Here is a 25,496-nt window from a genome sequence, read left to right as displayed (position 1 = left end):
ACCGGCAGGTTTCGCTGTCCGCGTAGCGCCGGCCCGCTACGGCCGCCGGCACCGCCCGCCGCGGCTGTCCGGCATAGCCGGCAGCGGTCGAGGCGCCGCCCGGACGGGGATCCGTGCAGGTCAGGAAGGCTTCTTCGCGGTAGCGGCCAGGTCGTGCCGTCGCCGCGGGGGAGCGTCGCGGCCCGGCGCTCGCGGCCGGTGCGCAGGGATCAATTCGGCGGCTTTTGTCGTTGCCTCCCCGTACGCTGAAGCTTCGCCACCTTGTCCGCCACGTGCCGAGTATGGGAGCCGAGTGACCGAACAGACCGACCTGCGCGTACCCGAACCGGCTCCCAGCGAAGGCGCGCAGTCAACCAAGCTGAGCGCGCGTGATCGCACAGTCATCGGCGTGCTGCTCGTCTCCACCTTCGTCGTGGTGCTCAACGAGACCATCATGAGCGTCGCGTTGCCGGTCATCATGAAGGACCTCAACGTGACCGCCAGCGTGGGGCAGTGGCTCACTGCGGGGTTCCTGCTGACCATGGCGGTCATCATCCCCATCACCGGGTTCCTCATCCGGAAGGTGCCGACCCGGACGCTCTACCTCGCGGCCATGACCCTGTTCTCCATCGGCACGCTGGTCGCGGCGATCTCGCCGAGCTTCGCGGTGCTGCTCGGCGGACGGATCCTGCAAGCCAGCGGCACGGCGGTCATGATGCCGTTGCTGATGACCACCGTCATTACGCTGGTGCCGCCGGCGCGCCGCGGTGCGCTCATGGGCAACATCTCCATCGTCATCGCCGTCGCCCCGGCCATCGGCCCGACCATCTCCGGCATAGTGCTCGCCGCGCTGAGCTGGCGGTGGGTGTTCTGGCTGGTGCTGCCCATCGCCCTGCTCACCACGGTGCTCGGCGTCAGCCGGATGGTCGACGTCGGCGAACGGACCAGGGAGCCGATCGACGTGCTTTCTGTCATCCTGTCCGTCTTCGGCTTCGGTGGGCTGGTGTACGGGCTGAGCAGCATCGGGCACGCGGCGGACGCGAAGTCGAGCATCCCGCTGTGGGTGCCGTTCGTGGTCGGCGGGCTCGGGCTGGTCGCGTTCGTCGCGCGCCAGCTCGCGCTGCAGCGCCACGACCGGGCACTGCTCGACCTGCGTACCTTCCGCTCGCGCACGTTCACCACGGCGTCCGGGTTGATGTGCCTGATGATGATGACCCTGCTCGGCGTCATCGTCCTGCTGCCGATCTACATGCAGGACGTGCTGTCGCTGGAGCCGTTGGTCACCGGCCTGGTGCTGCTGCCGGGCGGGCTGCTGATGGGGTTGCTCGGCCCGGTGGTGGGGCGGTTGTACGACCGGTTCGGTGCACGGCCGCTGCTCGTCCCCGGCGCGACCGCTACCAGTGCGGCCCTCTGGTCGGCGACGCTGCTCTCCGCGGACAGCTCGTTCTGGTTCGTGCTGCTGTTCTACCTGCTGCTCTGTGCCGGGCTCGCCCTGCTGTTCACGCCGCTGTTCACGGCCGGCCTCGGCGCGGTCGAGCCGCGGTTCTACTCGTACGGCAGCGCCATCTTCGCCACCACCCAGCAGCTCGCGGGTGCGGCGGGTGTCGCGTTGCTCGTGACGGTGATGAGCGTGCGGGCGGCCAGCCTCGGCGCCGACGGCGTGTCCAAGGTGGCGCAGACCGCGGGTGGTGTGCACGCGGCCTTCCTGGTCGCCGCAGTGCTCTCGCTGCTCGCCATCGGCGCGGCGTTCTTCATCCGGCCGCCGGCCAGGGGGTAGCGGTCCGTGACGGTGCGCTGATCTCATTGCGGGCGTTCGGGGCGAACTGGCACTGAGGGATCGCGTCCGGGGGATCACAGCGGACCGACGAGCGGCTGGCGGGCGTGTTCACCGGCGTCGACATGGGCGGCGTCGTGATGCGCATGCCGGCCTGTCGATCAGGCCGAGCGACTTCGCCGCCGTCGTGGACCACCTGGTCGCGGTGTTACGCGAGGCGGACGTGCCGCCGGATGTCGTGGACCGCGTGATCCAGGCGCTGGCGGGCACCGAACAGGACATCGTGACCGTCGCCGAGGGCTGGCGGCATGGCGCCCGTGCCCTGCAGGACAGCTGGGCGTTGGTGGCGAAATCCGGCGACGCGAGACAAGCTCGTGCGTGCGCTCGGGCAGGTCGTCAGCAACGTCGACCGGCTCGGCGAGGTGTCTCCGCTGATCGAGCAGCTCGGCCGCGACCACCGGCGGTTCGACGTCGTCGCCGAGCACTATCCCGCGGTCGGTGCGTCGCTGCTGGCCACGCTGGAGCACTTCCTCGGCCGGCGTGGACGGAGGAGCTGGCCACCGAGTGGGCGGAGGCGTACGGCCTGATCGCCAAGGTCATGCCGACGGCCGCCGAGCGCGCGGAGGAGAGCGAGCCGCCGTGGTGGCGGGCCGAGGTGGTCTCGGTGGAGCGCCGGACCCTGGACGTCAGCGTGCTGCAGCTGCGCCCCGAGCAGCGGTTCGACTACCAGCCCGGCCAGTCGTTCGCGATGGAGATCCCCAACAGGTTGTGGCGCTACTACAGCCCGGCCAACGCCCCGCGCGACGACGGCACGGTCGAGCTGCACGTCCAGCTGATCCCTGGTGGCCAGGTCAGCACGTCGATCGCCCGGTGGCTCAACCCCGGCGACCAGGTGCGGATGGGGGCGCCGATCGGTGCCCGGCTCACCCCTGCCGACCTGGACGCCGGTTCTGAGGTGCTGATGGTGGCCGGCGGCACCGGACTGGCACCCCTGCGCGCAGTGGTCGAGCAACTGGACCAGAGCTGGGCGGCCACCGGAGCCCTGCCGCGCGTGCAGCTGTTCCACGGTGCCAGGCTGCCGTGGAACCTGTACGAGCACCGGCTGTTGAGCCAGCTGGCGGCCCGGCCCTGGTTCGACTACACCCCGGTCGTCTCCGACGATGCGTCGTATCCGGGCAGCCGCGGTCTGGTGGGTTCGGTTGCCGCCACCCGCGCGGCCTCGCCGGAGCGCACCGTGCTGGTGTGCGGGTCCACGGGCTCGCTGCGACCCAAGCCGAATGCGACTCGCTGCGCGACACGGTCGCTCGGCTCAGGGCGGACAACGAGCGCCTCTACCAGAGCAGCGACACCACGGACGACGACATCCGCATGCAGGTCAGCCTCCGCGCGGTCGCGCTACTCAGCCGGGCGCAGCAGTCCGCCGACAACGCCGTCGCAGAAGCGGAGGCGTACGCGCGCGACCTGGTGACCACCGCGCGGGAGCAGTACAGGGAGATCCTGCACCGGGCCCACGAGACGGCCGTCCAGTCCACGCGCGACCTCCCGCACGCCGAACCCGGCGGCTACACCGAGCCGACCCCCGAGGTCGAGTACGTCAGGACGTACGCCCGGGTCGCCCAGGTCCAGCTCCGATCCGTCCTGGACGCCCGCACCGCGGAAGTCGACAAGCTCGACCGCATCCCACGGCCCGACCCGCCCGCGCAGCCGATGCCGCAGGCCCAGGCGATGGTCCCGTGGCAGCAGCCCGCCGTGCCGGCACCCTGGCAGCCCGGCGTTCCGACACCGACCTCGGGTCAGTAGCTGGTGTGCCAGCCGAGTGCGGTGGCCGTTTCGAGGACGATGCGGCGACCGGCCTGCCGGTCGAACGACCGCGCCCGCGCGCCGGACGGTCCGAGGGTGAGCCGCAGCGATTTCCTGCGTCCCCGCTTGGCGCTCCATGAAACCCCGAACCCGAGCGGTTCCCGACGGCCTGCTCGGCCGACCTCGTCGGTGACCGAGACAGTGCCGGCCAGCTCGTCGACGTGCACGTGGTGGACGACCTTGGCCCGGCCGGTGCCGGGCGCGGCCGCTGATGCGCCGTCCGGCGCGTAGACGGTGAGGTCGAACCCCGAGGCGGTCGGGTTGATCCGGTGCGGGGTGCCGGCGGCGGCGAGCTGCACGCGGCGTACGAGGGTCTCCCTGGCGACTGGCTGATGAATCGGCAACGTCGTTGCACCTCCGCGGACTTGACGCGTGTCCGCCGGCAGACGTTCCACGGTCGCTGTGGAACCAACCGGCGGGCGTCGGCATCAGACCTGGTGCACGGCAGATCACTGCTTACGAAGGCCCTTCACCAGGCACCAGCCGGTGAGGGGCCTTCGCCATGCAGGCGGCGTACAGTGGCGAGCATGCCGATCCCGAAGGTGGTCGCGCAGCTGAACCGGGTCGCGTTCAACCGGCTCAACCGGCACGTCCTGCTGTGGGTACCGGGGTTCGGCGTGATCGTGCACCGGGGCAGGAGGAGCGGCCGCACCTTCCGTACCCCGGTGTGGGTGTTCCGGACCGCGGACGGCTACCTGTTCGCCCTCGTCTACGGCCAGGACACCGACTGGGTGAAGAACGTGCTGGCCGCAGGGCAGTGCAAGCTGCAGGAGCGTGGTCGTACCGTCCGGCTCGCCGAGCCGCGGCTCTACCGGGACGAGGAACGCCGCGGCGTCCGGCCGGTCGAGCGTCAGCTGCTCCGGTTGATCGACGTCGACCGGTTCCTCACCATGACCGTGCGCTAGGTCCGCTACCGTGCCTGCATGGCCGACGTCCGGTGTGTTGGTGCCCTCATCCGCAACGCGCGCAACCAGGTGTTCGTCCACCACCGAACAGCGACGCGACGGCTGTTGCCGGACACCTGGGACATCGTCGGCGGGCACGTCGAGGCTGGCGAGTCGCCGCGGGAGGCGCTGGCCAGGGAGGTGGAGGAGGAGACCGGCTGGCGGCTGCGGCGGGTCGAGGCGGTGGTCGCCGACTGGGAGTGGCAGCTCGACGGCGACGTCAGCAGGCGTGAGGTCGACTACCTGGTCGAGGTGACCGGTGACCTGGCCGCACCGCGGTTGGAACAGGGCAAGCACGACGCGAGCGCGTGGGTGGGTGCCGACGACCTCGAGCTGCTGATGGTCGGCAGGACCGACGGCGACCGCCGGCTGCGCGACATCGTCGCGAAGGCCGTACGGCTGCGGCTCACCGACCGGCTGCGGCTGGACCCGATCGGGCCGGAGCACGCCGGCGACCTTTACCGCCTGCACGAGCACCCTGAGGTCGCCGAGTGGTACGGGCACCCGTGGACGGCCGCGGAGGCCGAGGAGCGGGCGGCGACCTTCGGTCGCGAGTGGGCGCGCGACGGCGTGCAGAAGTGGATCGCGTACGACTGCGGCACCGGCGACCTGGTCGGCCGCGGCGGGCTGTCGTACGTCGAGCTCGACGGTCGCCGCCAGCTGGAGGTCGGCTGGGTGGTGCAGCCGCGGCTGTGGGGACAGGGCTACGCGCAGGAGATCGGCCGGGCCGGCCTACGGTTCGCGTTCGACGACCTCAGGGCGGACGAGGTCATCGCGTTCACCGAACGGCACAACCACCGGTCGCAGGCGGTGATGGACCGCCTCGGCATGCGCTACGCCGGCGAGCTCCGCCGGCGCGGCCTGGTCGAAGGGCGCGAAGGCGAGCACGACGACGCGCCGTTCGTCCGTTACGTCATCGACCGCGCGACCTGGGCGGCCGCTGCCGATCTCAGCGGCTGAGCTTGCGGTACCTGCGTACCGACAGCGGGACGAACACCGCGAGCAGGGCGGCCGGCCAGCCGACGGCGAGTAGCAGCGAGTGCTCGGCCACCCAGGAGTCGGTCGCGAAGCCTGGGTTGCCGAAGAGGTCGCGCGCCGCGGCGACCGTCGCCGTCAGTGGGTCCACTCCGCGATCGCGCCGAGCCAGGGCGGCATCTGCTCCGGTGCCACGAACACGTTCGACAGCACGGTGAGCGGGAACGCGGCCGGGTAGACCGCGAGCGACGCGGCGTCCGGAGTGTGGACGACCAGGCCGAGGTAGATGCCGACCCAGGTGAACGCGAGCCGCAGCAACAGGATGAGCCCGATCGCCGCGGCGGCCGAGAGCAGCCCGTCGTGCCAGCGCCAGCCGATGAGGAGCCCGCAGCCGATGATCAGCGCGACGTCGGCCATGCCCCTGAGCATGTCGGCGATGCTGCGGCCGGTGACCACGGCCGACCGTGCCGTCGGCATCGAGCGGAACCTGTCGACGACGCCGCGCTGGACGTCGGTGGCGACGCCCGTAGCGGTGCCTGCGATGCCGTACAGCATGGTCTGCGCGAAGATCCCCGGTAGCAGGAACTCGCGGTACGTGGCCGGGTCGCCGGACATCGCGTCGTCGAAGACGTAGCCGAACACCAGCGCCATCATCACCGGTACGAGCAGCGCGAGGACGACCTCCTCGGGTTCGTACACCAGGCGCAGCGGGTTGCGGTGTGCCATGGCCAGGCTGTCCGAGACCGCCCAGCGGGCCCGTCCGGCGACGGTGCGGGGGAACGCGGGTGCTGTGGTCGTCATCGGGCCGCCGCCCCCTGCTCGTCGTCGTGGTGTGCGCGCTGGCCGATCAGGGCGAGGAACACCTCGTCCAGGGTCGGGCGGCGCAGCCCGACGTCCTCGATTCCGATGGTGCTGCCGTCCAGCGCCCGCACGAGCCGGACGAGCGTGCCGACCCGGTCGGCCGCGGGTGCGGTGATCCTGCGGACCGCGGGCTGCAGCTCGAGCGGGTCACCGCACACCCGCTCGACGATCGCCGCGGCAATGGGTAGGTCGGCCGCGTCCGCGACGACGAGCTCGACCTGGTCGCCGCCGATCTTCGTCTTCAGCTGGTCCGGTGTGCCTTCGGCGATCACCCGGTCGTGGTCGATGACGGCGATCTGGCCGGCGAGCTGGTCGGCCTCGTCGAGGTACTGGGTGGTGAGCAGGACGGTGGTGCCGCCGGCGACCAGGTCGCGCACCGCCTGCCACACCTCGTTCCTGCTCCGCGGGTCGAGCCCGGTCGTCGGTTCGTCGAGGAAGAGCACCTCGGGCGGGCGGACGAGGCTGGCGGCGAGGTCGAGCCGCCGCCGCATGCCACCGGAGTAGTTCCTCAGCTGCTTGCCCGCCGCGTCCGTCAGCCGGAACTGGTCGAGCAGGTCGGCGGCGCGGCGGCGGGCGGCGCGGCCGCCGAGATGGTGCAGCCGGCCGACCAGGTCGAGGTTCTTCCGGCCGGTCAACGTCTCGTCGACCGCGGTCTGCTGCCCGGTGAAGCCGATCCGGCTGCGTACCTCGTCCGCCCGGCGCGCTACGTCGAACCCCGCCACGCGTGCGCGCCCGCCGTCGAAGCGCAACAGGGTGGCGAGGATGCGCACCGCCGTGGTCTTGCCGGCCCCGTTGGGACCGAGCAGGCCGTAGACCTGCCCGGCGGGGACGGCGAGATCGAGCCCGTCGAGCGCAGTCGTGGAGCCGTAGCTCTTGCGCAGCTGTTCCGCCAGTACGGTGTGTGTCAACTGCGGGGATCGGTGATGACGGCGGACCGCGACGGCGGCGATACGTACCCGACGAAGGCGTTGGAGCTGCTCTGGGGGGACGGCGGCCGGCGCACCCGCGGGCCGAAGCCGACGCTCGGCGTGGACGAGATCGTACGGGTGGCGATCGAGGTGGCCGACGCCGAGGGCCTGGCCGCGGTGACCATGCGGCGGGTGGCCACCGAGCTCGGCTTCACCACCATGGCGCTGTACCGGCACGTGCCTGGCAAGCACGTGCTCGCCGAGCTGATGATCGACGCGACGATCGCGGGCCGCGCCGAGGACCGCTCGACGGACGGCTGGCGCACGCCGCTGGCGGAGTGGGCGATGGACTACTTCGCCGGGCTGCGGGAGCACCCCTGGCTGCTGCAGGCCGAGCTGGTAGGCGCGTCCTGGGGCCGCACCGGGTCGCGTTCACCGAGCGCGGTCTGCGCGCGCTGGCACGTACCGGCCTGTCGTACGCGGACATGATGGGGCTGTTGCTCACCCTCACCGGCTACGTGCACGGCTCCGCGCAGATCTTCCTCGGTGCCGCGACGGCGGCGCGTGCGGAGGGCATCGACGAGCAGGAGTTCGGCGCCGCCTATGGGCGGGCGCTCGCTGCCGTGGTGACCGAGCAGCGGTTCCCGTTGCTCGCCGAGGTGTTGGCCGCGGGCGTGTTCGAGATCCCGGACGAGGACGGCATGCAGGACTTCAGGTACGGCCTCGACCGCCTCCTGGACGGCTTCGCCGTCCAGATCGAGGATCAGGGGTGACGGGTGAAGCCGCCTCCGCGTACGACCCCCCAGACCCGGCGGAGGTTGGCCGGGTCGGCGAACGGGTCGGCGGTGACGATGACGAGGTCGGCAGGCGCGCCCGTGCGTACGACGCCCGCACGGTCCTCCCGGTCGAGCGCGCTCGCCGCGGTCGAGGTGGCCGAGCGCAGCACGTCGAGCACCGGCATGCCGTACTCGTGCAGCACCTCTAGCTCGTCGACCAGGCACGGATGGGGGAGGTTCGGCGCGCCGGCGTCGGTGCCCGCGATGATCGGGATGCCCGCGTCGAGCGCCATGGCGAAGCTCTCCCTGTGTGTGTCGACGACACTGCGCGCCTTCGCCGCTGCGTAATCGGGGATGCCGTCGCCGGCGGCGAGCGTGCGGTAGGTGGCGAGCGTCGGGCACAGCACCGTGCCCTGCGCGCGCATGGTGTCGACGATGTCCTCGGTGAGACAGACGCCGTGTTCGACGGTGTCCACGCCGGCCCGTACCGCGTTGCGGATGCCTTCGGTGCCGAGGGCGTGCGCGGCCACCTTCCGACCGAAGCGATGCGCCTCCGCGGCGAGCGCCGCGAGCTCCTCGTAGCTGAGCTCGCTCTGGCCGATCTCCTCGCCCTCGGACTGTCCGTACGCACCGCCGGTCGCCGCCGTCTTGATCACCCCGGCGCCGATGCTGACCTGGTTGCGTACGGCGCGGGTGACGGCGTCGACGCCGTCGCTGAAGATCCCCCAGAACGGGTCGTGGCCGCCGGTCATGATGACCGTGCGGCCGGACGCGATGACCGTCGGCCCGGCGCAGATCCCGCGGTCGATTGCCTTCGCGACCGTCACGGCGACGTCCCAGTTGCTGCCCAGGTCGCGCACGGTCGTGATGCCGGCGGCCAGTTGCCGCTGCGCGTGGGTGACCGCACGCACGACGGTGAGCTGCTCGCCTTCCTCGTCGACGACGCGTGCCGGGTCGGGGTCGCCTGACCAGACCAGGTGCACGTGACTGTCGACCAGTCCGGGTAGCACGTAGGCGCCGTCGAGCTCGACCGTGACGTCGTCGTCGGTGACTGATGCGCCCCCGGCGGGGCACACCTCGCCGATGGTGCCGTCGTCGTGCAGCACGACGTCGAGTGCGGAAGGCTCGCCGGCGAGGCCGTCCCAGACCAGGCCGCCGCGGAGTACGAGAGCCATCAGCCGATCCGGTCGGCGTAGACGCGGCCGGCCTTCATCACCAGCTGCAGCCGGTCCTCGGGTGCGGTGAGCACCCTGAGGTCGGTCAACGGGTCGCCGTCGACGACCAGCAGGTCGGCCCAGGCGCCCGGCTTTACCTGACCGATGCGGTCCTCCAGCTGCAGCAGCCGGGCGGCGGTGACGGTCGCAGAACGGACGATGTCCGCGGGCCGCTGCACGTCGGCGCGGATGCGGAACTCGTCCAGCTGGTGTACGTCCATGCCGCCGAGCAGGTCGGTGCCGAACACGACGTTCACCCCGCGCTTGTCCGCGAGCTCGAGGGCGCCGAGCCCGCGTTCGAGCACGTCGCTGACCTTGCGGAAGCTCTCCTCAGGCAGCCCGTACTCGCGGCCCTGCGCGGCGAGCTGGTGGTACGTGACCAACGTCGGCACGTAGAAGGCGTCGTGCTCGAGGAACAGCTCGATGCTGCTCTCGTCCATCAGGTTGCCGTGCTCGATGCAGCGCACCCCGGCCGCGAGCCCGCGGTTGATCGCCCGCGCGGTGTATGCGTGTCCGGTGACGTAGCGGTTGGCCGCCTCCGCCTCCTCCACCGCGGCGCGGATCTCGTCCACGGAGAACTGGGTGGAGTCCACCCGGTCGGTCGGCGACGCGACGCCGCCGGAGAGCATGATCTTTATGTGGTCGGCGCCGGTGCGCAGCTGGTGGCGGGCCGCCCGGCGCACCTCGTCCACGCCGTCCACGACGACGCCCATGTGCGGGCAGCACCGGTGCTGGTCGAACTCGACCTTCCCGCGGTGCCGCAGATCGGCGTGCCCGCCGGTCTGCGAGAGCGCCTTCCCGCCGAACAGCACCCGGGGGCCGGCGATCAGGTCCTCGGCCACCGCGTCGGCGAGCCCGTAGTCGGCGCCGCCGACGTCGCGGACGGTGGTGAAGCCACGCAGCAGCGTCTCGCGCAGCTTCACCGCCGACCTGGCGGTGACGTACGCCGGCGACCACTCCGCCTGCGCGGCCAGGTCGGCGGTAACGGCGATCAGGTGTACGTGCGCGTCGACCAGGCCGGGCATGAGGGTCTTGCCGCGCAGGTCGTACGTGCGTGCCTGCTCGGGTGCGGTGACGTCGCGACCGCCGACCTCGACGATGTCCGAGCCACGTACCAGCACCCGGCGATCCGGCAGCAGCTCGGCGGCCACCGTGTCGAGCACCGATGCGTTGTCGAAGAGTACGAGGTCGTCCGTCGTCATCGCGTGCTTCCTCCCGTTGGCTGGGTGTGCTCGTTGATTGCTTCTTCGACAGCGCGTTGGCGCTGCTCGTCGGGCTTGGTGAGCAGGCTGCCGACCACCAGGGCGAGCACGGAGATCGGCAGCGCGATGAGCACGGAGTTCAGCTCCATCGGCTTGCCGAGCGGGAACTCCCAGATGAGTACGGCCGCGGCGCCGGAGATCATGCTGGCGAGTGCGCCCGCCGTGGTCACCCGCCGCCAGAACAGCATCCCGATCACCGCAGGGGTGATGCCCACGCCGTAGATGGTGTACGAGTGGATCTGCAGCTCGAGGACCGTGGGGAAGAACTGCCCGAGGATGTACGCGCACAGGGCCACGAGCAGCACCGCGAGCCGGTGCAGGCGCAGCCTGGAGTGGTCCGACACCTCGCGCTTCGTAAACCGCAGGTAGAAGTCGTAGAGCAGGTTGCCGCCGACGGACAGCATGAACGACGTCGCGGTGGTCACGATGAACGCCAGCGCGCCGGCGAGGAGCAGGCCGCCGATGACCGCGGGCACGATGCCCTCGGACGCCAGTGACAGCACCGCGGTGTCCGCGTCCTCCAGGTTCGGCAGCACCACCGACGCCGCAGCGGCCAGCAGGGCGACCGGGATGATGATGAGGAAGCTGCCGAGGAAGAACCCGACGGTCGAGCTGCGCGCCGTTCCCGCGTCCCGTGCCGCGGCGAGGCGTTGGTACATGTTCTGGTCGGCGAGGATCAGCAGCAGCAACGGGAGGAAGAAGCCGAGCAGCTGCAGCCCGCTGAGGCCGCCGGTGAGCTGTTGCGACGTCTCCGGCAGCTCGGCCAGGTAGTCCGCAGGGGAACCGATCGCCGCGAGCACGATCGGCACGCTGACGACGAGCGAGAAGACGATCACCATCGCGGAGAGGAAGTCGGTCCACGCGACGCTGAACAGCCCGCCACCGATCGCCAGGAAGGTCACGAGGACCGCGAGCGCGACGGTCGCCTGCCCGGTGGACAGCGGCGTGACCAAGCTGATCACGTACCCACCGCCGATGAGCTGGTACGCGATGATCCCGACGTACGCGAGCAGGATCACCAATGCGCCGACCATCCGGGTGGTCGGGCCGAAGCGCGCCTCGAGCAGCTCGGGCACCGTGTACTTGGCGAGTGCACGTACCTTCGCCGCGGCGAAGAAGAGCACCAGGATGCCGATCGGTGTGCCGGCGAAGAAGATGAGCCCGGCGAACGGCCCGTACGTGTAGGCGAAGTTCGCGCCGCCGATGATCGTGCCTGAGCCCACCCAGGTGGCGAGCAGGGTGCCGATCATGACGATGTTGGGTAGCCGGCGTCCGGCGAACATGAAGTCGTCGCCGGTTGCGACCTTGCTCCCTCGGGTGAAGTAGACGCCGATCGCAACCATGACGGCGAGGTACAGCACGAGAACGATGATGTGGACGGTCTGCATGGCCTGCCTCCGCTGTGCCCGGCCTCCCCGCGCCGCAATGGTTACATCACTAACCCTCGCTGTGCAATAGTCGTTGTATCGATCGGAGGGGTTCGGTGTCGGTCCAACGCTGGATAGCGGACCTGGCGGCCGCGACGACGACCGGTCCTGCGGCCACCCGGGTGGTCGACGTCCTCGCCACCCAGCCGCATCTCGCGTCGTACGCGTCCACCGCGGAGCTCGCTAGCCGGGCGGGCGTCAACGTCGCGACGGTCGTGCGGACGGCGAGGCAGCTGGGGTTCAGCGGTTGGCCGGCGCTGCGGCTCGAGGTACGCAGCCGCTACCTCGCCTCGCTGTCGGCCCGGCAGGTGTACGCGGAGCACGACGCCGCCGTAGCGACGCCCGCGATCGACGCGATCCGCCGCGACATCGAGAACCTGGAGACGCTGGCCGCCACCATCGACGTGGAGGCGCTGCAGGCCGTCGCCGCGACCATCGACGCGGCCAGCAAGACGGTGGTCGTCGGGTCAGGCACGTTCGCCGCACCCGGGCTGCAGCTCGTGCACATCGGCACCACCATGGGGCGCGAGATGCAGCTCGAGCGCCACTTCGGCACCCATCTCGCGAACACCGTGGCACGCATGCGGCCGGAGGACTGTCTGGTCACCTTCAGCCTGTGGTGGCTGCCCAGGCAGGTGCTCGAGGCGACGGAGATCGCCAACGAGCGGGGGGTGAGCACGTGCGTCGTCACCGACAGGCGGATGTCACCGCTGTCCGAGCTGGCCGACCACGTCGTCGTGGTGCCCAGTGAGGGCGTCAGCTCGTTCCCTTCGTTGACCCCGGCGATGGCCGTCGTGCACGGCATCCTCGCCGAGCTGACCAGGCTCGGTGGCGAGGACGCCAGGCAGGGCGTGGAACGCACCGAAGCCGTGTGGGCCCGGATGGGCCTGTTCGACCTCCCCGACTGAGTCGATCCTGGCACTCTTCTTCGCCCTTCTCCTGACAGTCCGTGCTGTCCATTGGCTGAGACGGGCCTGGACCCGATTGAGTCCGACTGTCAGTCTGTCGGACTCAATTGGAAGGAGTGTCCCGCCGTGGCTCTTTTCCCCCAGCTGACCAGCCCGTTCCAGGTCGGCAGCAAGCAGCTCCGCAACCGGGTGACGGTGACGGCGCACAACCTGAACTGGGACCACGACGGTCGGCTCACCAAGGAGTACGTCGACTACCTCGCCCGCAGGGCGGAGGGCGGCGTGGGTCTGCTGATCTGTTTCGGTGCCGCGAGCGTGCACGCGCAGGCCGGCGCCATCCACGGTCGGGTGAGCCTGTGGGACCCGGAGAACGAGCCGCTGCTGACCCAGCTCGCGGCGGCCACGCACAGGCACGGCGCCGTCATCATGTCGCAGGCCAACCACGTCGGCAGGCGCGGCAGCTCGGTGACGACGGAGCAGCCGTTGCTCGCGCCTTCGCAGGTGCCGGAGCCGGCCCGCCGCGAGGTGCCGCACGAGCTGACCGTCGCGGAGATCGACGGGATCGTCGCGTCGTTCGCCGACGCCGCGGTCAGGCTGCACCGCTGTGGCTGGGACGGCGTGGAGATCACGTCGTTCGGCGGCCAGCTGATCGAGCAGTTCTGGAGCCCCGGTGGTCAACCGGCGCGACGACGTGTACGGCAGTGACTTCGCCGGCCGGATGCGGTTCGGCACCGAGGTGGTGCGTGCGGTGCGCGCCGCCGTGCCGTCCGACTTCCTCGTCGGCTTACGGATGACCGGCGACCCGTTGACCGACGACATCGGTCTCGGGCCCGACGACATGCTCGAGATCGCCCGGTACCTGGACGGGCTCGGCGCGATCGACCTGTTCGACATCAGCGGCGGCACCGGCGCCACGCTGGAGACACAGGCGGGGACCGTGCCGCCGGACACCTTCGACCGCGGCTGCTACCTGCCGTTGGCCCGTGCGGTGAAGGACGTCGTGTCGGTGCCCGTGCTGTGTGCCGGCAGGATCCTCGACGCGGAGCAGGCCGAGCAGGCGCTCGCCGCCGGTGACTGCGACCTCGTCGCGATGACCAGGGCGCACATGGCCGACCCGGACATCGTCACGAAGCTCACCGCGGGCGAGCTCGACCGGGTGCGGCCCTGCATAGCCATCAACGACGGTTGCATCGGGCGCAGCTACCAGCGCCTCACCGTCAAGTGCGCGGTGAACCCGGTGCTCGGTCACGACGAGCTGGACCGGCCGGAGCGTGCGACCACGCCGCGGCGGGTCGTCGTGGTCGGCGGTGGCCCGGCCGGCATGGAGGCCGCGCGGGTGGCGGCGTCCCGCGGCCACCAGGTCTCGCTGCTCGAAGCCGGTACCGGCCCTCGGCGGGCAGATCACCACCGCGCGCAAGTCACCGCACCGGCCGCATCTCGGCAGGCACGTGGACTGGTTGGCCAGTGAGCTCGACCACCTCGGCGTACGGGTGTCGCTCGGCACCCCCGCCGATGCCGCGACCCTGCGGGCGGCCGAGGCGGACGTCGTGATCATGGCGACGGGCGCGGAGGCGACGGCACCGCGCGACCCGGCCGGCGGTCAGCGATGCGTCACCGACGTCGCGGTGTTCGACGGAGCCGTCGACGTACCCGAGGGCGAGTCGGTGGTCGTCTACGACCGCGACGCCGGCATCCGCGGCGGCCTGGTCGCGGTCGAGCTGGCGGAACGCGGCGCGCGCGTCCGCCTGGTGACGCCACTGCAGGCACCGTGCCAGGACGTCAACCCCACCCAGCTGCCGTTCCTGCGGCGCACGCTGACGGCGTTGGGCGTCGAGGCGGTCAACGACACCGAGCTGCTGCCCGACTCCGGCGACGGCTTGCGGTTCCGCAACGTCTGGTCCAAGCGCGAGGTGACGGTCGACGGGTCGCTCGTCGTGTTCGCAGGCATCGCCGCGTCACGAACCGGCCTGTTGCGCGAGCTCGACGGGGCGGACACCGAGTTCGAAGTACGCGCGGTCGGCGACTGCGTCGCGCCACGTACGTTGCGCGACGCCGTGCGCGAGGGGGCGCTGGCAGGTGCCGCCGTTTAGAGGAACGGCAGTCGATAGAAGTCCCCATGTCCAACCTGATCCCGGCCGACGAGCTGCCGATCAGTCGATTCCACAAGAAGGTCGCGTTCGTCACCGGTGGCTGTCCGTTCTGTGACGGCTACCTGCTCGGCATCATCGCCGTGGCACTGCCGACCCTGTCCACCGGCCTCGAGCTCAGCTCGCTGTGGGAAGGCCTGATCGCCAGCTCCGCGCTCATCGGGCTCTTCGCCGGCGGACTCATCCTCGGGCCGATGACCGACCGGTTCGGTCGCCAGGGCATGTACGTGATGAACCTGGTCGTGTTCGTTGTCGGCTCACTGCTGCAGTTCGTCGTGACCGAGGGATGGCAGCTGTTCCTCATCCGACTGGTGATCGGCCTCGCCATCGGCGCCGACTACCCGATCGCCACGGCCATCGCCACCGAGTACATCCCTCGCCGGATGCGTGGGCCGGTGCTCTCCGGGCTGGTGTTCGCCTGGTGGGTCGGCTACGCGCTCAGCTTCGTCATCGGCTACTCGATGTCGGCGCTCGGCGACGACGCCTGGCGGTGGATGCTGGCGACGGGTGCCCGCGTTGGTCTTCCTGTTGTTGCGGATCGGCGTACCCGAGTCGCCGCGCTGGCTCGTCTCCGCCGGCCGGGTGGACAAGGCGCGCGAGGTGGTACGCAAGTGCCTCGGGCCGGACGTCGACTTCGATGCGATGGTGGCGGAAGCACAGCACCGCACCAGCACCCGGGGCAGTGGCCTGGCGAACATCGTCACCATCTTCCGCCGCGGCTACGGTGGCCCGCTGGTGTTCTGCTCAGTCTTCTGGATCTGCCAGGTGGCACCGTCGTTCGCCGTACGTACCTACCAGCCCAAGCTGCTCGAGTCGTTCGGTGTGACCAACGAGCTCGGCGGAAGTGTGCTCATCATGCTGTTCCCGATCCTCGGTATCGCGTTCGGCGTGTGGGCGGTCAACGCCATCGGCCGCCGGTTGCTGCTGCTCAGCACGTTCGTCATCTTCACGGCGGCGTTCGCTGCGCTGAGCATCGTCCCGCCGAGCATCGCCGCCATCACCATCGCGCTGTTCATCCTGTACCACGTCTCCGAGGCCGCCGGCAGCAGTCTGCAGTCGTCTACCCCAACGAGCTGTTCCCGACGGAGCTGCGCGCCACCGGCATGGGGGTGGCGACCGGGATGAGCCGGCTCGGCTCCGCGGCAGGTACGTTCCTGCTGCCGAGCACGACGGAGGCACTCGGTGTGCGCGGTGCCCTGCTCATCGCGGCGGGCATCGGCGTCGTGGGCACCGTCGTGTCGTGGTTCATGGCACCGGAGACCCGGCACCTGAAGCTCGCCGAGGCGTCCGCCACCCGCGGCGCCGCTGCGGGTACCGCGAGCGACCGGAGCACCTGACGCTGCCGCCCCACGCCCTAAGCTGGCGGCGAAGGGCACCAGGACGGGCAGAAGGGGGTAGCGGTGGAGTCGCTCCGCCTCGACCGGCGTTCGGCGGTCGAGCAGGTGGCCGACGGTCTGCGGGACCGGATGTTCGACGGCACCCTGCCGCCGGGCACGCGACTGCGCGAGCTGGACCTCGCCGACAGCCTGCAGGTGGCCCGCAGCACCGTACGTGAGGCGCTGCTCGTACTGCGCAAGGACCGGCTGGTGGTGCGCCGTGACAACGGTCGTGGCTGGGAGGTCCGCAGGCTCCGCCCGGACGAGATCACCGACATCTTCCGCGCCCGCAGGTGGATCGAGTTCGCCGCCGTGAGCGCCGCCGAGGAGTCCACGGGCGACCCGCTCGGCCCGGTGGAGAAGCGGGTGGCCGCACTGGCCGACGCCATGCGCACCGAGGACAAGCCGAGCATCCTGGCGGCCGACCTCCAGTGCCACCTGGAGCTGGTGCGGATGACCGGGTCGGAGCGCCTGGTGGGGATGTACGCGGAGCTGCTGCGGGACCTACGGCCGCTGCTGGCCGTGGTGGAGCAGCCGTCCGACTGGCCGAGGGAGCTGAAGAACCACCGCAAGTTCGTCCGGCTGATGCGCCGCGGCGAGTGGGACGCCGCAAGGGCGTCGATGGTGGAGCGCTTGACGTACGTCGAGGAGACGATGATCGCGAACATCGAGTCGAGCACCGCCTGACGCTCTGGCCTGCATCAGGACCCGGACGTAGCAGGGGTTGTCAGGGTCTGGGTGAGCGCTTACCCTCATCCGAACGAAACGCCTGATTCTTCGTGTAAAACAAATGTTTACCAAGGTGCGAGCGGATGACGGTTGCCCAATCGACGGACGCACAGGCCCTGGGTGCGCGGATCCGCACCTACCGCAGGGCCCGTGACCTCTCGCTGCGCCAGCTCGCCCAGGAGTCCGGGGTGAGCGCCGGCTTCCTCAGCCAGGTGGAGCGGGGACGGGTGAACATCAGCATCAGCGCGTTGCGGCGGGTTGCCTCGAGCCTGCGCCTCACCATGGCCGACCTGTTCGTGGAGGACGGGGCGGACCGACCCCGCCTGCTGCGCCGTAGCGAGCGTCCACTGTTGTCGACGGAGCCGTCGGCACGCAAGTACCTGTTGTCGCAACGTCCGTTGAAGTACCTCGAGGCCTACGCCGCGGAGTTCGACCCCGGTGGCTCCACCGGCAGCGAGCAGTACACGCACGGCGACGCCCAGGAGCTGTTCGTCGTGGTATGCGGCGACGTGACGGTGTGGCTCGGTGACCAGGTCTTCGAGATGTCGGCGGGCGACAGCATCGAGTACTCGACGGCGACCCCGCACCGCGCGGCGAACAACGGTGACACCGTGGCCGAGGTGCTGTGGCTGGTCGCGCCACCGACGTTCGAGTGAGGAGGTCGAGCGGCAACCACCCGACCGACCGTTTGTTGTGATACGGAGGGAGCAGCCAGGTGCGAAGCGATGTCGTCTCGGGGCCGACGAGCGCGGTCGGGGACCCACCGGTCAACGGTGCGGTCTCGTTCTGGCACGAGGCACTCGGTGGCCGGCCGGATGCGCGTGCGGCACTGACCGACGCGCCGTTGCGTGCCGACGTCGCCATCGTCGGTGGCGGCTTCACCGGGCTGTGGTGTGCCTACTACCTGAAGCAGGCGCAACCCGATCTCGACGTCGTCGTACTGGAGAAGGAGTTCGCCGGCTTCGGCGCGTCCGGACGCAACGGTGGCTGGATGTCGGCGAAGCTGGCCGGTTCCAGGCAGCGGTACGCGAAGACCCACGGCCGCTCCGCGGTGACCCGCATGGAGCGGCTGATGATCGAGGCGGTGGACGAGATCATCGGCGTCACCTGTGCCGAGGGGATCGACGCCGACATCGTGAAGAGCGGGCTGATGCACGTGGCCACCAACCGCGCGCAGTTCGCCCGGCTACAGGAGGGCGTCGCCGCGGATCGCGAGTGGGGCAAGGGTGAGAAGGACGTCCGGCTGCTCGACGCCAAGGAGACGGCCGAACGGATGCGGATACCGAACGCCGTGGGCTCGATGTTCAGCCCGCACGCGGCCAGGATCCACCCGGCGAAGCTCGTGCGCGGCCTCGCGGAGGTCGTCGAACGGCTCGGTGTGCGCATCTTCGAGAACACGCCGGTGACGGAGATCCTGCCTCGCACCGCGGTAACGACGCGCGGTGTGGTCCACGCGGACGTCGTGCTCCGTTGCACAGAGGGGTTCACCGCGAGCATCAAGGGGCAGCGTCGGGTCTGGTTGCCGATGAACAGCGCCATGGTGATCACTGAACCGCTCGATGCCGCGGCGTGGTCGACCATCGGGTGGTCCGGCCACGAGCTGCTCGGCGACGTGGCACACGGGTACACGTACGCACAACACACCGCGGACGGCCGGGTGGCGATCGGTGGACGCGGCGTGCCGTACCGGTTCGGTTCGCGGACCGACCAGGACGGTCGCACCCAACCGCGCACGGTGCAACAGCTGGTGCAGGCACTACGGAAACACTTCCCTGCCGTGCCGGCGAGGGCGATAGAGCACACCTGGTGCGGTGTGCTCGGCGTTCCCCGCGACTGGTGCACGACGGTCGGCTACGACCAGGCCACCGGCGTCGGCTATGCCGGCGGCTACGTCGGGCACGGCGTGACGACGACGAACCTCGCCGCACGCACGCTCGTAGACCTCGCGCTCGGCCGCGACACCGAGCTGACCCGGCTGCCGTGGGTCGGGCGTCAAGTCAGGCGGTGGGAGCCGGAGCCGTTGCGCTGGGCCGGCGTGCACGCCGTCTACGGTCTCTACCACCTTGCCGACCGCCTCGAGGACCGTGGCAGCGCAGGCACTGCGTTACCCGCGCGCATCGCGGATCGCATCACCGGACGGCATTGAAGCTATCCCGGCACCGGGCACGCGGCCGAACCGTTCCATGGTCGCCGGTGCCGATCACTTCGACGGGGGCTGCAGGTCGCTACGAAGGGAAGTGACACACATGGCAAGTACGTACAGCAGGCGACAGATTCTCCAACGGGCCATGCTCGCCTCGGGCGGTCTCGCGTTCGGCGGCAGCTTGTTGAGCGCGTGTGGATCCGGTGGCGGCGGTGGTCAGGTGACGTTCACCAGCTACGGCGGCTCGTATCAGAAGGCCCAGGAGAAGGCCTGGATCAAGCCGTTCATGAAGGCGAACCCGGACATCGAGGTGATCCAGGACTCGCCGACCGACTACGCGAAGCTCGAAGCGATGATGCGGTCGGGCAACGTCACCTGGGACCTCTAGACACCGGAGCCGACTACGGGCTCGGGCCGACGACCAAGCAGCTCGCCAAGCTCGACTGCAAGCAGCTCGGTTGCTCGGACCTGCAACCGGAGAAGCTGACGACGACCGGCTTCCGGGTGCCCGTCATCACCTACTCGAACGTGATCGGCTACCGCACCGACAAGTTCGACGGCGCGAAGCCGACGAAGTACGAGGACTTCTTCGACCTGGACAAGTTCCCCGGCAAGCGCTCGGTCGCCAGCCAGGCGAACAACGGCAGCACGCTGGAGGTCGCACTGCTTGCCGACGGTGTCAAGCCGGACGAGCTCTACCCGCTGGACGTCGACCGCGCGCTGAAGAAGCTCGACACCATCAAGTCGCAGCTGACGTACTGGGAGACCGGTGAGCAGTCGGCGCAGATGCTGGCCAACGGTCAGGCCGTGATGGGCACAAGCTGGAACGGCCGCGTGTACACGTACGCGCAGGAGGACGCGCCCGTCGACATCATGTGGGAGCAGCACTTCCTGACCGCCGACTACCTGGTGATCCCGAAGGACGCGCCGAACGTGGAGGCGGCCATGAAGCTGGCCGCGTACATGGTCGACGAGAAGAACAGCGCGCGCATCTCCGACTTCATCGCCTACGGGCCGCCGAACGTGAACGCGGTCGACAAGGTCAACAAGAAGACCGAACCGTTCCTGCCGACCAGTCACGCCGACACCGCGCTGGCGCTGGACGACGAGTGGTGGGCGAAGAACCTCAACAAGGTGGAGGAGAAGTTCCAGTCCTGGCGGTCGGCGTGAGCACTGCGGTCGCGACAGCGAAGCCTGGAAGGCGCAAGTTCCGGTTCGGCGCGGAGTGGTTGCTCGTCGTACCGCTGGTCTTCCTGGTGCTGGCGTATCTGGTACCGCTCATCCAGATGGTTGTGATGAGCGTCACCGAGCCGGGACCGCAGAACTACGTGACCCTCACCCAGACTCCGCTGTACCTGCGGTCGCTGTGGGTGACGCTGAAGATCTCGCTCATCATCATGCTGGTGTGCCTGGTCCTCGGCTACCCGTACGCGTACGTGATGCACCTGGGTGGACGCCGGTGGTTCGGCGTGCTCACGGTCCTTGTGCTGTTGCCGTTCATGTCCAGCCTGTTGGTCCGTACGTTCGCGTGGACCACGATTCTCGGCAACGAGGGCGTGATCAACAACGCGCTGCTGGCGCTCGGCATCATCGACTCGCCGGTGCAGCTGGTGAAGAACACGCTCGGCACGGTGATCGGCATGAGCCACGTGCTGCTGCCGTACATGGTGCTGCCCGCCTACGCGACCATGCGGCGGATCGACGAGACCCTGATGCCCGCAGCACTCGGGTTGGGGGCGTCGCGGTTGAAGGCGTTCTTCCGGGTGTACCTGCCGCTGTCGCTGCCCGGCGTCGTCGCGGGTTGCTTCCTGGTGTTCGTGCTCAGCATCGGGTTCTACATCACGCCCGAGCTGCTCGGCGGTCCCAAGGACCAGATGCTCGGTCAGCTGATCGTGCGCCAGGTGAGCCCGCTGCTGCAGTTCGGGTTGGCGAGCGCGATCGGTGTGTTGTTGCTCGTGGTGACGCTCGTCGTGCTCGGCATCATCGGGAGGTTCGTCCCCGTCGGTCGCATCGTCGGATACGAGGGGGACCGATGAAGATCAGCCCCCGTTGGTACGTCCGGCTGTTCGCGGCGGTGCTCGGCGTGCTCTTGGTGCTGCCGACCCTCGTGGTCGTGGGGATCTCGTTCACCAGTGGTGGCCTGCTCGCGTTCCCGCCGAAGGGTTTCAGCCTCCGCTGGTACGAGAGCTTCCTCGGCTCGGCCACGTGGCTGAACGGACTTGCTACCAGCCTCCAGGTCGCGGTGCTGACGATGATCCTCGCGACGGTGCTCGGCACCATGGCGGCGATCGCACTGGTACGCGGCAAGTTCCCGTTCGCCAAAGCGGTGAACGCCTTCCTGTTCAGCCCGATGATCGTGCCGTTGGTCGTCATCGCGCTCGGCATGTACCTCACCTACGGCAGGGTGCACATCACCGGCAACATCGCCGGGTTGGTGATCGCGCACACGACCCTGGCGCTGCCGCTGGTGGTCATCAACGTGGTCGCGGGCCTGTGCACCATCGACTGGGATCTCGCACTCGCGGCGCGCAGCCTCGGCGCGACACCGGCGCAGACCTTCTTCAGGGTGATCGTGCCGTTGGTGCGCCCGAGCATCGTCACGGGTGCGCTGTTCGCGTTCATGACCTCGTGGGACGAGCTGGTCATCGCGATCTTCCTGACCAGTCCGGTCGCCAAGACCCTGCCCGTCGTGATGTGGGAACAGGTACGCAGTTACGTCGATCCGGCCATCGCTGCGGTCGCCACGATGCTCACGGTCGTCACCGTGGTCCTCTTCGTGCTGGTCGCTGTGCTCGGTCGTCGGGTGAACCGATCGTTGTAGGGAGCCGAAGTGAACACATCGATGCCAACCGTTGACAGCGACGGTGCGGCTGCGCTCGAGATCGATGGCGTCTCGAAGAAGTACGGCGACACGGTTGCCGTAGAGGACGTGTCGATCAGCCTGCGCAAGAGCGAGTTCCTCACCCTGCTCGGGCCGTCAGGTTCGGGGAAGACGACCACGCTGAAGATGGTCGCCGGCTTCGAGACACCCGACACGGGCGTGGTGCGCCTGCAAGGCAACGACATCACCTATGACCCGCCGCAGGACAGGAACCTCGGCATGGTGTTCCAGCACTATGCGCTGTTCCCGCACATGACCGTGGAACAGAACGTCGCCTTCCCGCTCGTGATGCGCAAGACCCCGCGCGACGAGGTGCGCAAGCGGGTCGGCGAGGCGCTGGAGATGGTGCACCTGACCGGGTACGAGAAGCGGCAGCCCCGCCAGCTCTCCGGTGGTCAGCAACAGCGGGTGGCGCTCGCCCGGGCCATGGTGTTCCGTCCCGACCTGCTGCTGATGGACGAGCCCCTCGGCGCGCTCGACAAGAAGCTGCGCGAACGGCTGCAGGTGGAGGTCATGCGGCTGCAGCGGAGACCGGCATCACGGTCATCTACGTGACGCACGACCAGGAGGAAGCCCTGCTGATGAGCGACCGCATCGCCATCTACAACGAGGGCCTGATCGAGCAGATCGGTGACGCCGAGACCCTCTACGAGACGTCGGCGACGCTGTTCGTCGCCGACTTCGTCGGCGAGTCGAACATCTTCACCGGGCGGTTGAGTGGCGCCAACGGCTCCACCAGGCTGACCGGCGACGACCTCGACATCCCGGTGCGGGAGATCGCCGGTTCCGCATCTGTGGACGAGGCCGGTGTCGTGGTGCGTCCGGAGCGCGTGCGGCTGCGTGCCCTCGACGACCCGGACCGCGGGCGTCCCGGGGTGGTGGAGCTGACCGGCAGGGTGGGTAACGCCCTCTACCTCGGGTCGTTCCGCAAGTACATCGTGCTCCTGCCCAACGGCGGGGAGGTGACGGTGCTCTGTCACCCGGGCGAGTCGTGGGCCGACTTCGCGGTCGACGACGAGGTCGTCGTGGAGTGGCGGGTGGAGGACTCGCTGACGCTGGCGAGCTGAGCGTCGGAATCCTCACACCGGGTGTCGTCGACGCGCCGCGGCCACCGTTCGGTGCCGTCGGTGCGACGTCGTAGGCTCGTCCTCGCGCTCGATGTCCGCCGTGAAGTGAACAGGGAACCGTGCTCGACACCACCACTGCTCGTGACCGTACCGATGTGCGACCGCTTCGACAGTGGCAGGCAGCGGCGATGGCTGCCTACGAGGCGCACGAGGGGAAAGACTTTCTGGTCACCGCCACGCCTGGTGCGGGCAAGACCACCTTTGCGCTGACGCTCGCCAGCTACCTGCTCGGCTCCCGGCGGGTCGAACGCGTGATCGTGGTGTGCCCGACCGACCACCTGCGCACCCAGTGGGCGGACGCCGCGGCACACGACGGCATCGTGCTCGACCCCGCGCTGAGCAACTCGGTGGGTCCGGTGCGTTCCGACGTGCAGGGGTACGTCACGACGTACGCCCAGGTCGCGTCGGCTCCGATGCTGCACAGGGCCCGCACGGACAACAAGCGCACCCTGGTCGTGCTCGACGAGATCCACCATGCGGGTGACGGTCTGTCCTGGGGCGATGCGGTCGCGGAGGCGTTCGACCCGGCGACCCGCAGGCTCGCCCTCACCGGCACCCCGTTCCGCACCAGGCCGGACGAACGGATCCCGTTCGTCAGGTACGAGGAGGAGGGTGAAGGCGGGCTGACCAGTGCGGCCGACTTCACCTACGGCTACCGCGAGGCACTCGCCGACGGCGTCGTCCGCCCGGTGGTGTTCGCCGCGTACACCGGTGTGTCCAGATGGCGGAACAGTGCCGGCGAGGTGATCTCCGCGTCGCTGTCGGAGTCCGGTACCAAGCGCACGGAGGAGCAGGCCTGGCGGACCGCGCTGGACCCGCGGGGCCGGTGGGTGCCGCACGTGCTCGCCGCGATGGACGAGCGGATCACCCACCTGCGCACCCACGGCATGCCGGACGCCGCGGGCCTGGTGCTCGCTTCCGACCAGGACGCGGCCAGGGAGTACGCGAAGATCGTCGAACGGGTGACAGGCGAGAAGCCTGAGCTGATCCTGTCCGACGACGCGAAGGCCAACCAGAAGATCCGCGACTTCACCCAAAGCCGGCAACGGATCGCCGTCTGCGTGCGGATGATCAGCGAGGGCGTCGACGTGCCGCGTGCCGCCTGCCTCGCCTGGCTGACGTCGTACCGCACACCGTTGTTCTTCGCCCAGGCGGTCGGCCGGGTGGTGCGGGCCAGGCGGCCGGGGGAGAGCGCTACGGTGTTCCTGCCCGCCGTGCGGCCGTTGCTCGCACTCGCCGCCGAGCTGGAGGACGAACGCAACCACGTCATCCCGCCACCTGAGCCGAGCGGCGACGACCTCGACCCGCTGCCGCCGGCCGAGCGGGAGCCGGACCAGACCGAGCACGAGGCGCTCGACGCCGAGGCCGAGTTCGCGCACGTACTGCACCGCGGTCGCGCGGTGACCTGGGCACCGGAGGAGCTGTCGGAGGAGGACGAGGAGTTCCTGGGGCTGCCCGGCCTGCTCTCCCCGGAACAGACGGCTATGCTGCTCTCCCAGCGCGACCAGGAGATCAGGAAGCGCACGGGTGCGGCCGATGCGCCCGCGGAGACGGAGGCGCCGCCGGCGTGGGAGCAGGCACAGGTGGTGCGCAGGGAGATCAACTCACTGGTGGCTCAGGTGGCGGCTCGTACGGGACAGTCGCACGCGGTGCTGCACGTCGAGGTGCGCAAGGCGGTGCCTGGCCCGCCGTCGGCGAGCGCCTCGCTGGACGTGCTGGTGGCCCGTAGGGACCATCTCCTCGGCCAGCTCTAGCCGCGCCGCCCGGCCGGCTATAAACCAACATGCCGTATGTTGGTTGCTCGCCGGTTACGAGAGGCGAAAAGCCGCCCGTGCCTTGATGCGAATCGCTTGCGTTTCGATCGACCGATTGGTTAAAGCTTTCATCGTGCAATCTTCTGCTACGTTCCCCGAGCTTGGTGACTGGCTGTCGTCATCCGCGGACGAGTTGTGGGACCACTGGTGCACAACCTCGGGACCTTCGGCATAAGCTTTAGCTGCATTGCCCCGCCAGGTGTTCCCCCGTCTCCTGGTGGGGCAGTGTCATGTCCGGGGTGATTTCTCGGTGCTCGACCGCTCACATGACCGGCCGTCGACCACTAGAGGGAGTGGTAGTTGAGCGTCACTCTCCGGCCACGACTGGTGACTGGGTTGGGTGGCAAGGCCAAGCTCGTTCTCCAACGCGGGTTCGTCACGGGTGTCAACA

General features: G+C 69.6%; 22 protein-coding genes and 4 pseudogenes. 20 read left to right on the top strand and 6 right to left on the bottom strand.

Features of this window, described 5'->3' with window-relative positions; genetic code table 11:
* Positions 1-310 precede the first annotated feature (310 nt).
* The 3 genes and pseudogenes from GEV07_03980 (at position 311) to GEV07_03970 (ending at position 3,553) form a co-directional block, all read left to right on the top strand.
* A complete protein-coding gene (locus GEV07_03980) occupies positions 311-1,756 on the top strand; it encodes a DHA2 family efflux MFS transporter permease subunit (GenBank protein ID MQA01906.1) in 1,446 nt (481 codons plus the stop codon).
* 280 nt (positions 1,757-2,036) lie between these two features.
* Positions 2,037-3,221 (top strand): annotated as a pseudogene (locus tag GEV07_03975) (oxidoreductase).
* On the top strand, positions 3,122-3,553 hold the full coding sequence (locus tag GEV07_03970) for a hypothetical protein (GenBank protein ID MQA01905.1): 432 nt from the start codon (positions 3,122-3,124) through the stop codon (positions 3,551-3,553). Before GEV07_03975 ends, GEV07_03970 begins: the two are co-directional and overlap by 100 nt.
* Here the strand turns inward: GEV07_03970 and GEV07_03965 are convergent.
* Positions 3,547-3,957 carry a hypothetical protein gene (locus GEV07_03965; GenBank protein ID MQA01904.1) on the bottom strand — a complete coding sequence of 137 codons (411 nt, stop codon included), beginning with the start codon at positions 3,955-3,957 and terminating at the stop codon, positions 3,547-3,549. The genes GEV07_03970 and GEV07_03965 overlap by 7 nt on opposite strands.
* A gap of 183 nt (positions 3,958-4,140) precedes the next feature.
* On the opposite strand from GEV07_03965, the gene GEV07_03960 reads away from it, so the two are divergent.
* Both GEV07_03960 and GEV07_03955 read left to right on the top strand, forming a co-directional pair.
* Complete coding sequence (locus GEV07_03960; GenBank protein MQA01903.1) at positions 4,141-4,518, top strand: nitroreductase family deazaflavin-dependent oxidoreductase; 378 nt, start codon at positions 4,141-4,143, stop codon at positions 4,516-4,518.
* An 18-nt stretch (positions 4,519-4,536) separates the two neighbouring features.
* Positions 4,537-5,517, top strand: a complete 981-nt coding sequence (locus tag GEV07_03955; GenBank protein ID MQA01902.1) for a GNAT family N-acetyltransferase — start codon at positions 4,537-4,539, stop codon at positions 5,515-5,517.
* Here GEV07_03955 and GEV07_03950 read toward each other — a convergent pair.
* Positions 5,507-6,258 (bottom strand): annotated as a pseudogene (locus GEV07_03950) (ABC transporter permease). The gene GEV07_03955 and the pseudogene GEV07_03950 overlap by 11 nt on opposite strands.
* Before the next feature lie 71 nt (positions 6,259-6,329).
* Positions 6,330-7,301: an ATP-binding cassette domain-containing protein gene (locus GEV07_03945; GenBank protein ID MQA01901.1), complete on the bottom strand. Its 972-nt coding sequence runs from the start codon at positions 7,299-7,301 to the stop codon at positions 6,330-6,332.
* A gap of 15 nt (positions 7,302-7,316) precedes the next feature.
* Here GEV07_03945 and GEV07_03940 point away from each other — a divergent pair, with 15 nt between their 5' ends.
* Positions 7,317-7,790: a TetR family transcriptional regulator gene (locus tag GEV07_03940; protein MQA01900.1), complete on the top strand. Its 474-nt coding sequence runs from the start codon at positions 7,317-7,319 to the stop codon at positions 7,788-7,790.
* Positions 7,619-8,074 carry a hypothetical protein gene (locus GEV07_03935; GenBank protein MQA01899.1) on the top strand — a complete coding sequence of 152 codons (456 nt, stop codon included), beginning with the start codon at positions 7,619-7,621 and terminating at the stop codon, positions 8,072-8,074. Before GEV07_03940 ends, GEV07_03935 begins: the two co-directional genes overlap by 172 nt.
* Here GEV07_03935 and GEV07_03930 read toward each other — a convergent pair.
* From GEV07_03930 to GEV07_03920, 3 genes are read right to left on the bottom strand one after another with little or no spacing between them, the layout of a single operon-like run.
* The gene (locus tag GEV07_03930) at positions 8,065-9,252 is read right to left on the bottom strand and encodes an amidohydrolase family protein (GenBank protein MQA01898.1); all 1,188 of its coding nucleotides are present in this window, start codon (positions 9,250-9,252) and stop codon (positions 8,065-8,067) included. The genes GEV07_03935 and GEV07_03930 overlap by 10 nt on opposite strands.
* Positions 9,252-10,493: an amidohydrolase family protein gene (locus tag GEV07_03925; protein MQA01897.1), complete on the bottom strand. Its 1,242-nt coding sequence runs from the start codon at positions 10,491-10,493 to the stop codon at positions 9,252-9,254. The genes GEV07_03930 and GEV07_03925 overlap by 1 nt, the downstream gene beginning before the upstream one ends.
* Positions 10,490-11,941, bottom strand: coding sequence for a sodium:solute symporter family protein (locus GEV07_03920; GenBank protein MQA01896.1), 1,452 nt, complete (start codon positions 11,939-11,941; stop codon positions 10,490-10,492). The genes GEV07_03925 and GEV07_03920 overlap by 4 nt, the downstream gene beginning before the upstream one ends.
* Positions 11,942-12,054: 113 nt before the next feature.
* Between GEV07_03920 and GEV07_03915 the strand changes: the two genes are divergently transcribed.
* From GEV07_03915 to GEV07_03855, 13 genes and pseudogenes are all read left to right on the top strand, one after another.
* Positions 12,055-12,888, top strand: coding sequence for an SIS domain-containing protein (locus GEV07_03915; protein MQA01895.1), 834 nt, complete (start codon positions 12,055-12,057; stop codon positions 12,886-12,888).
* Between the two features lie 51 nt (positions 12,889-12,939).
* Positions 12,940-13,593, top strand: coding sequence for a hypothetical protein (locus GEV07_03910; protein MQA01894.1), 654 nt, complete (start codon positions 12,940-12,942; stop codon positions 13,591-13,593).
* On the top strand, positions 13,559-14,356 hold the full coding sequence (locus GEV07_03905) for an FAD-binding protein (GenBank protein ID MQA01893.1): 798 nt from the start codon (positions 13,559-13,561) through the stop codon (positions 14,354-14,356). The genes GEV07_03910 and GEV07_03905 overlap by 35 nt, the downstream gene beginning before the upstream one ends.
* Positions 14,346-14,978 carry a hypothetical protein gene (locus tag GEV07_03900; GenBank protein MQA01892.1) on the top strand — a complete coding sequence of 211 codons (633 nt, stop codon included), beginning with the start codon at positions 14,346-14,348 and terminating at the stop codon, positions 14,976-14,978. The genes GEV07_03905 and GEV07_03900 overlap by 11 nt, the downstream gene beginning before the upstream one ends.
* A gap of 26 nt (positions 14,979-15,004) precedes the next feature.
* Positions 15,005-16,372, top strand: a pseudogene (locus tag GEV07_03895) (MFS transporter).
* Between the two features lie 63 nt (positions 16,373-16,435).
* Complete coding sequence (locus GEV07_03890; GenBank protein MQA01891.1) at positions 16,436-17,098, top strand: FCD domain-containing protein; 663 nt, start codon at positions 16,436-16,438, stop codon at positions 17,096-17,098.
* 125 nt (positions 17,099-17,223) lie between these two features.
* Positions 17,224-17,796, top strand: coding sequence for a cupin domain-containing protein (locus GEV07_03885; protein ID MQA01890.1), 573 nt, complete (start codon positions 17,224-17,226; stop codon positions 17,794-17,796).
* 59 nt (positions 17,797-17,855) lie between these two features.
* A complete protein-coding gene (locus tag GEV07_03880; GenBank protein ID MQA01889.1) occupies positions 17,856-19,286 on the top strand; it encodes an FAD-dependent oxidoreductase in 1,431 nt (476 codons plus the stop codon).
* A 69-nt stretch (positions 19,287-19,355) separates the two neighbouring features.
* Entirely contained in the window at positions 19,356-20,453 is a 1,098-nt protein-coding gene (locus GEV07_03875) for an extracellular solute-binding protein (protein ID MQA01888.1), read from the top strand.
* Positions 20,450-21,319, top strand: a complete 870-nt coding sequence (locus GEV07_03870) for an ABC transporter permease subunit (protein ID MQA01887.1) — start codon at positions 20,450-20,452, stop codon at positions 21,317-21,319. The genes GEV07_03875 and GEV07_03870 overlap by 4 nt, the downstream gene beginning before the upstream one ends.
* Positions 21,316-22,104, top strand: coding sequence for an ABC transporter permease subunit (locus tag GEV07_03865; protein MQA01886.1), 789 nt, complete (start codon positions 21,316-21,318; stop codon positions 22,102-22,104). The genes GEV07_03870 and GEV07_03865 overlap by 4 nt, the downstream gene beginning before the upstream one ends.
* Positions 22,105-22,125: 21 nt before the next feature.
* A pseudogene (potA, locus tag GEV07_03860) lies at positions 22,126-23,231 on the top strand (polyamine ABC transporter ATP-binding protein).
* 188 nt (positions 23,232-23,419) lie between these two features.
* On the top strand, positions 23,420-25,045 hold the full coding sequence (locus tag GEV07_03855; GenBank protein ID MQA01885.1) for a restriction endonuclease subunit R: 1,626 nt from the start codon (positions 23,420-23,422) through the stop codon (positions 25,043-25,045).
* The last annotated feature ends 451 nt before the right edge of the window (positions 25,046-25,496 follow it).

The sequence above is a fragment of the Streptosporangiales bacterium genome (genome assembly GCA_009379825.1).
GTDB lineage: Bacteria > Actinomycetota > Actinomycetes > Streptosporangiales > WHST01 > WHST01.
The sequence above is the reverse complement of the archived record's forward strand: the minus strand, read 5'-3'. Positions and strand labels throughout refer to the sequence as shown.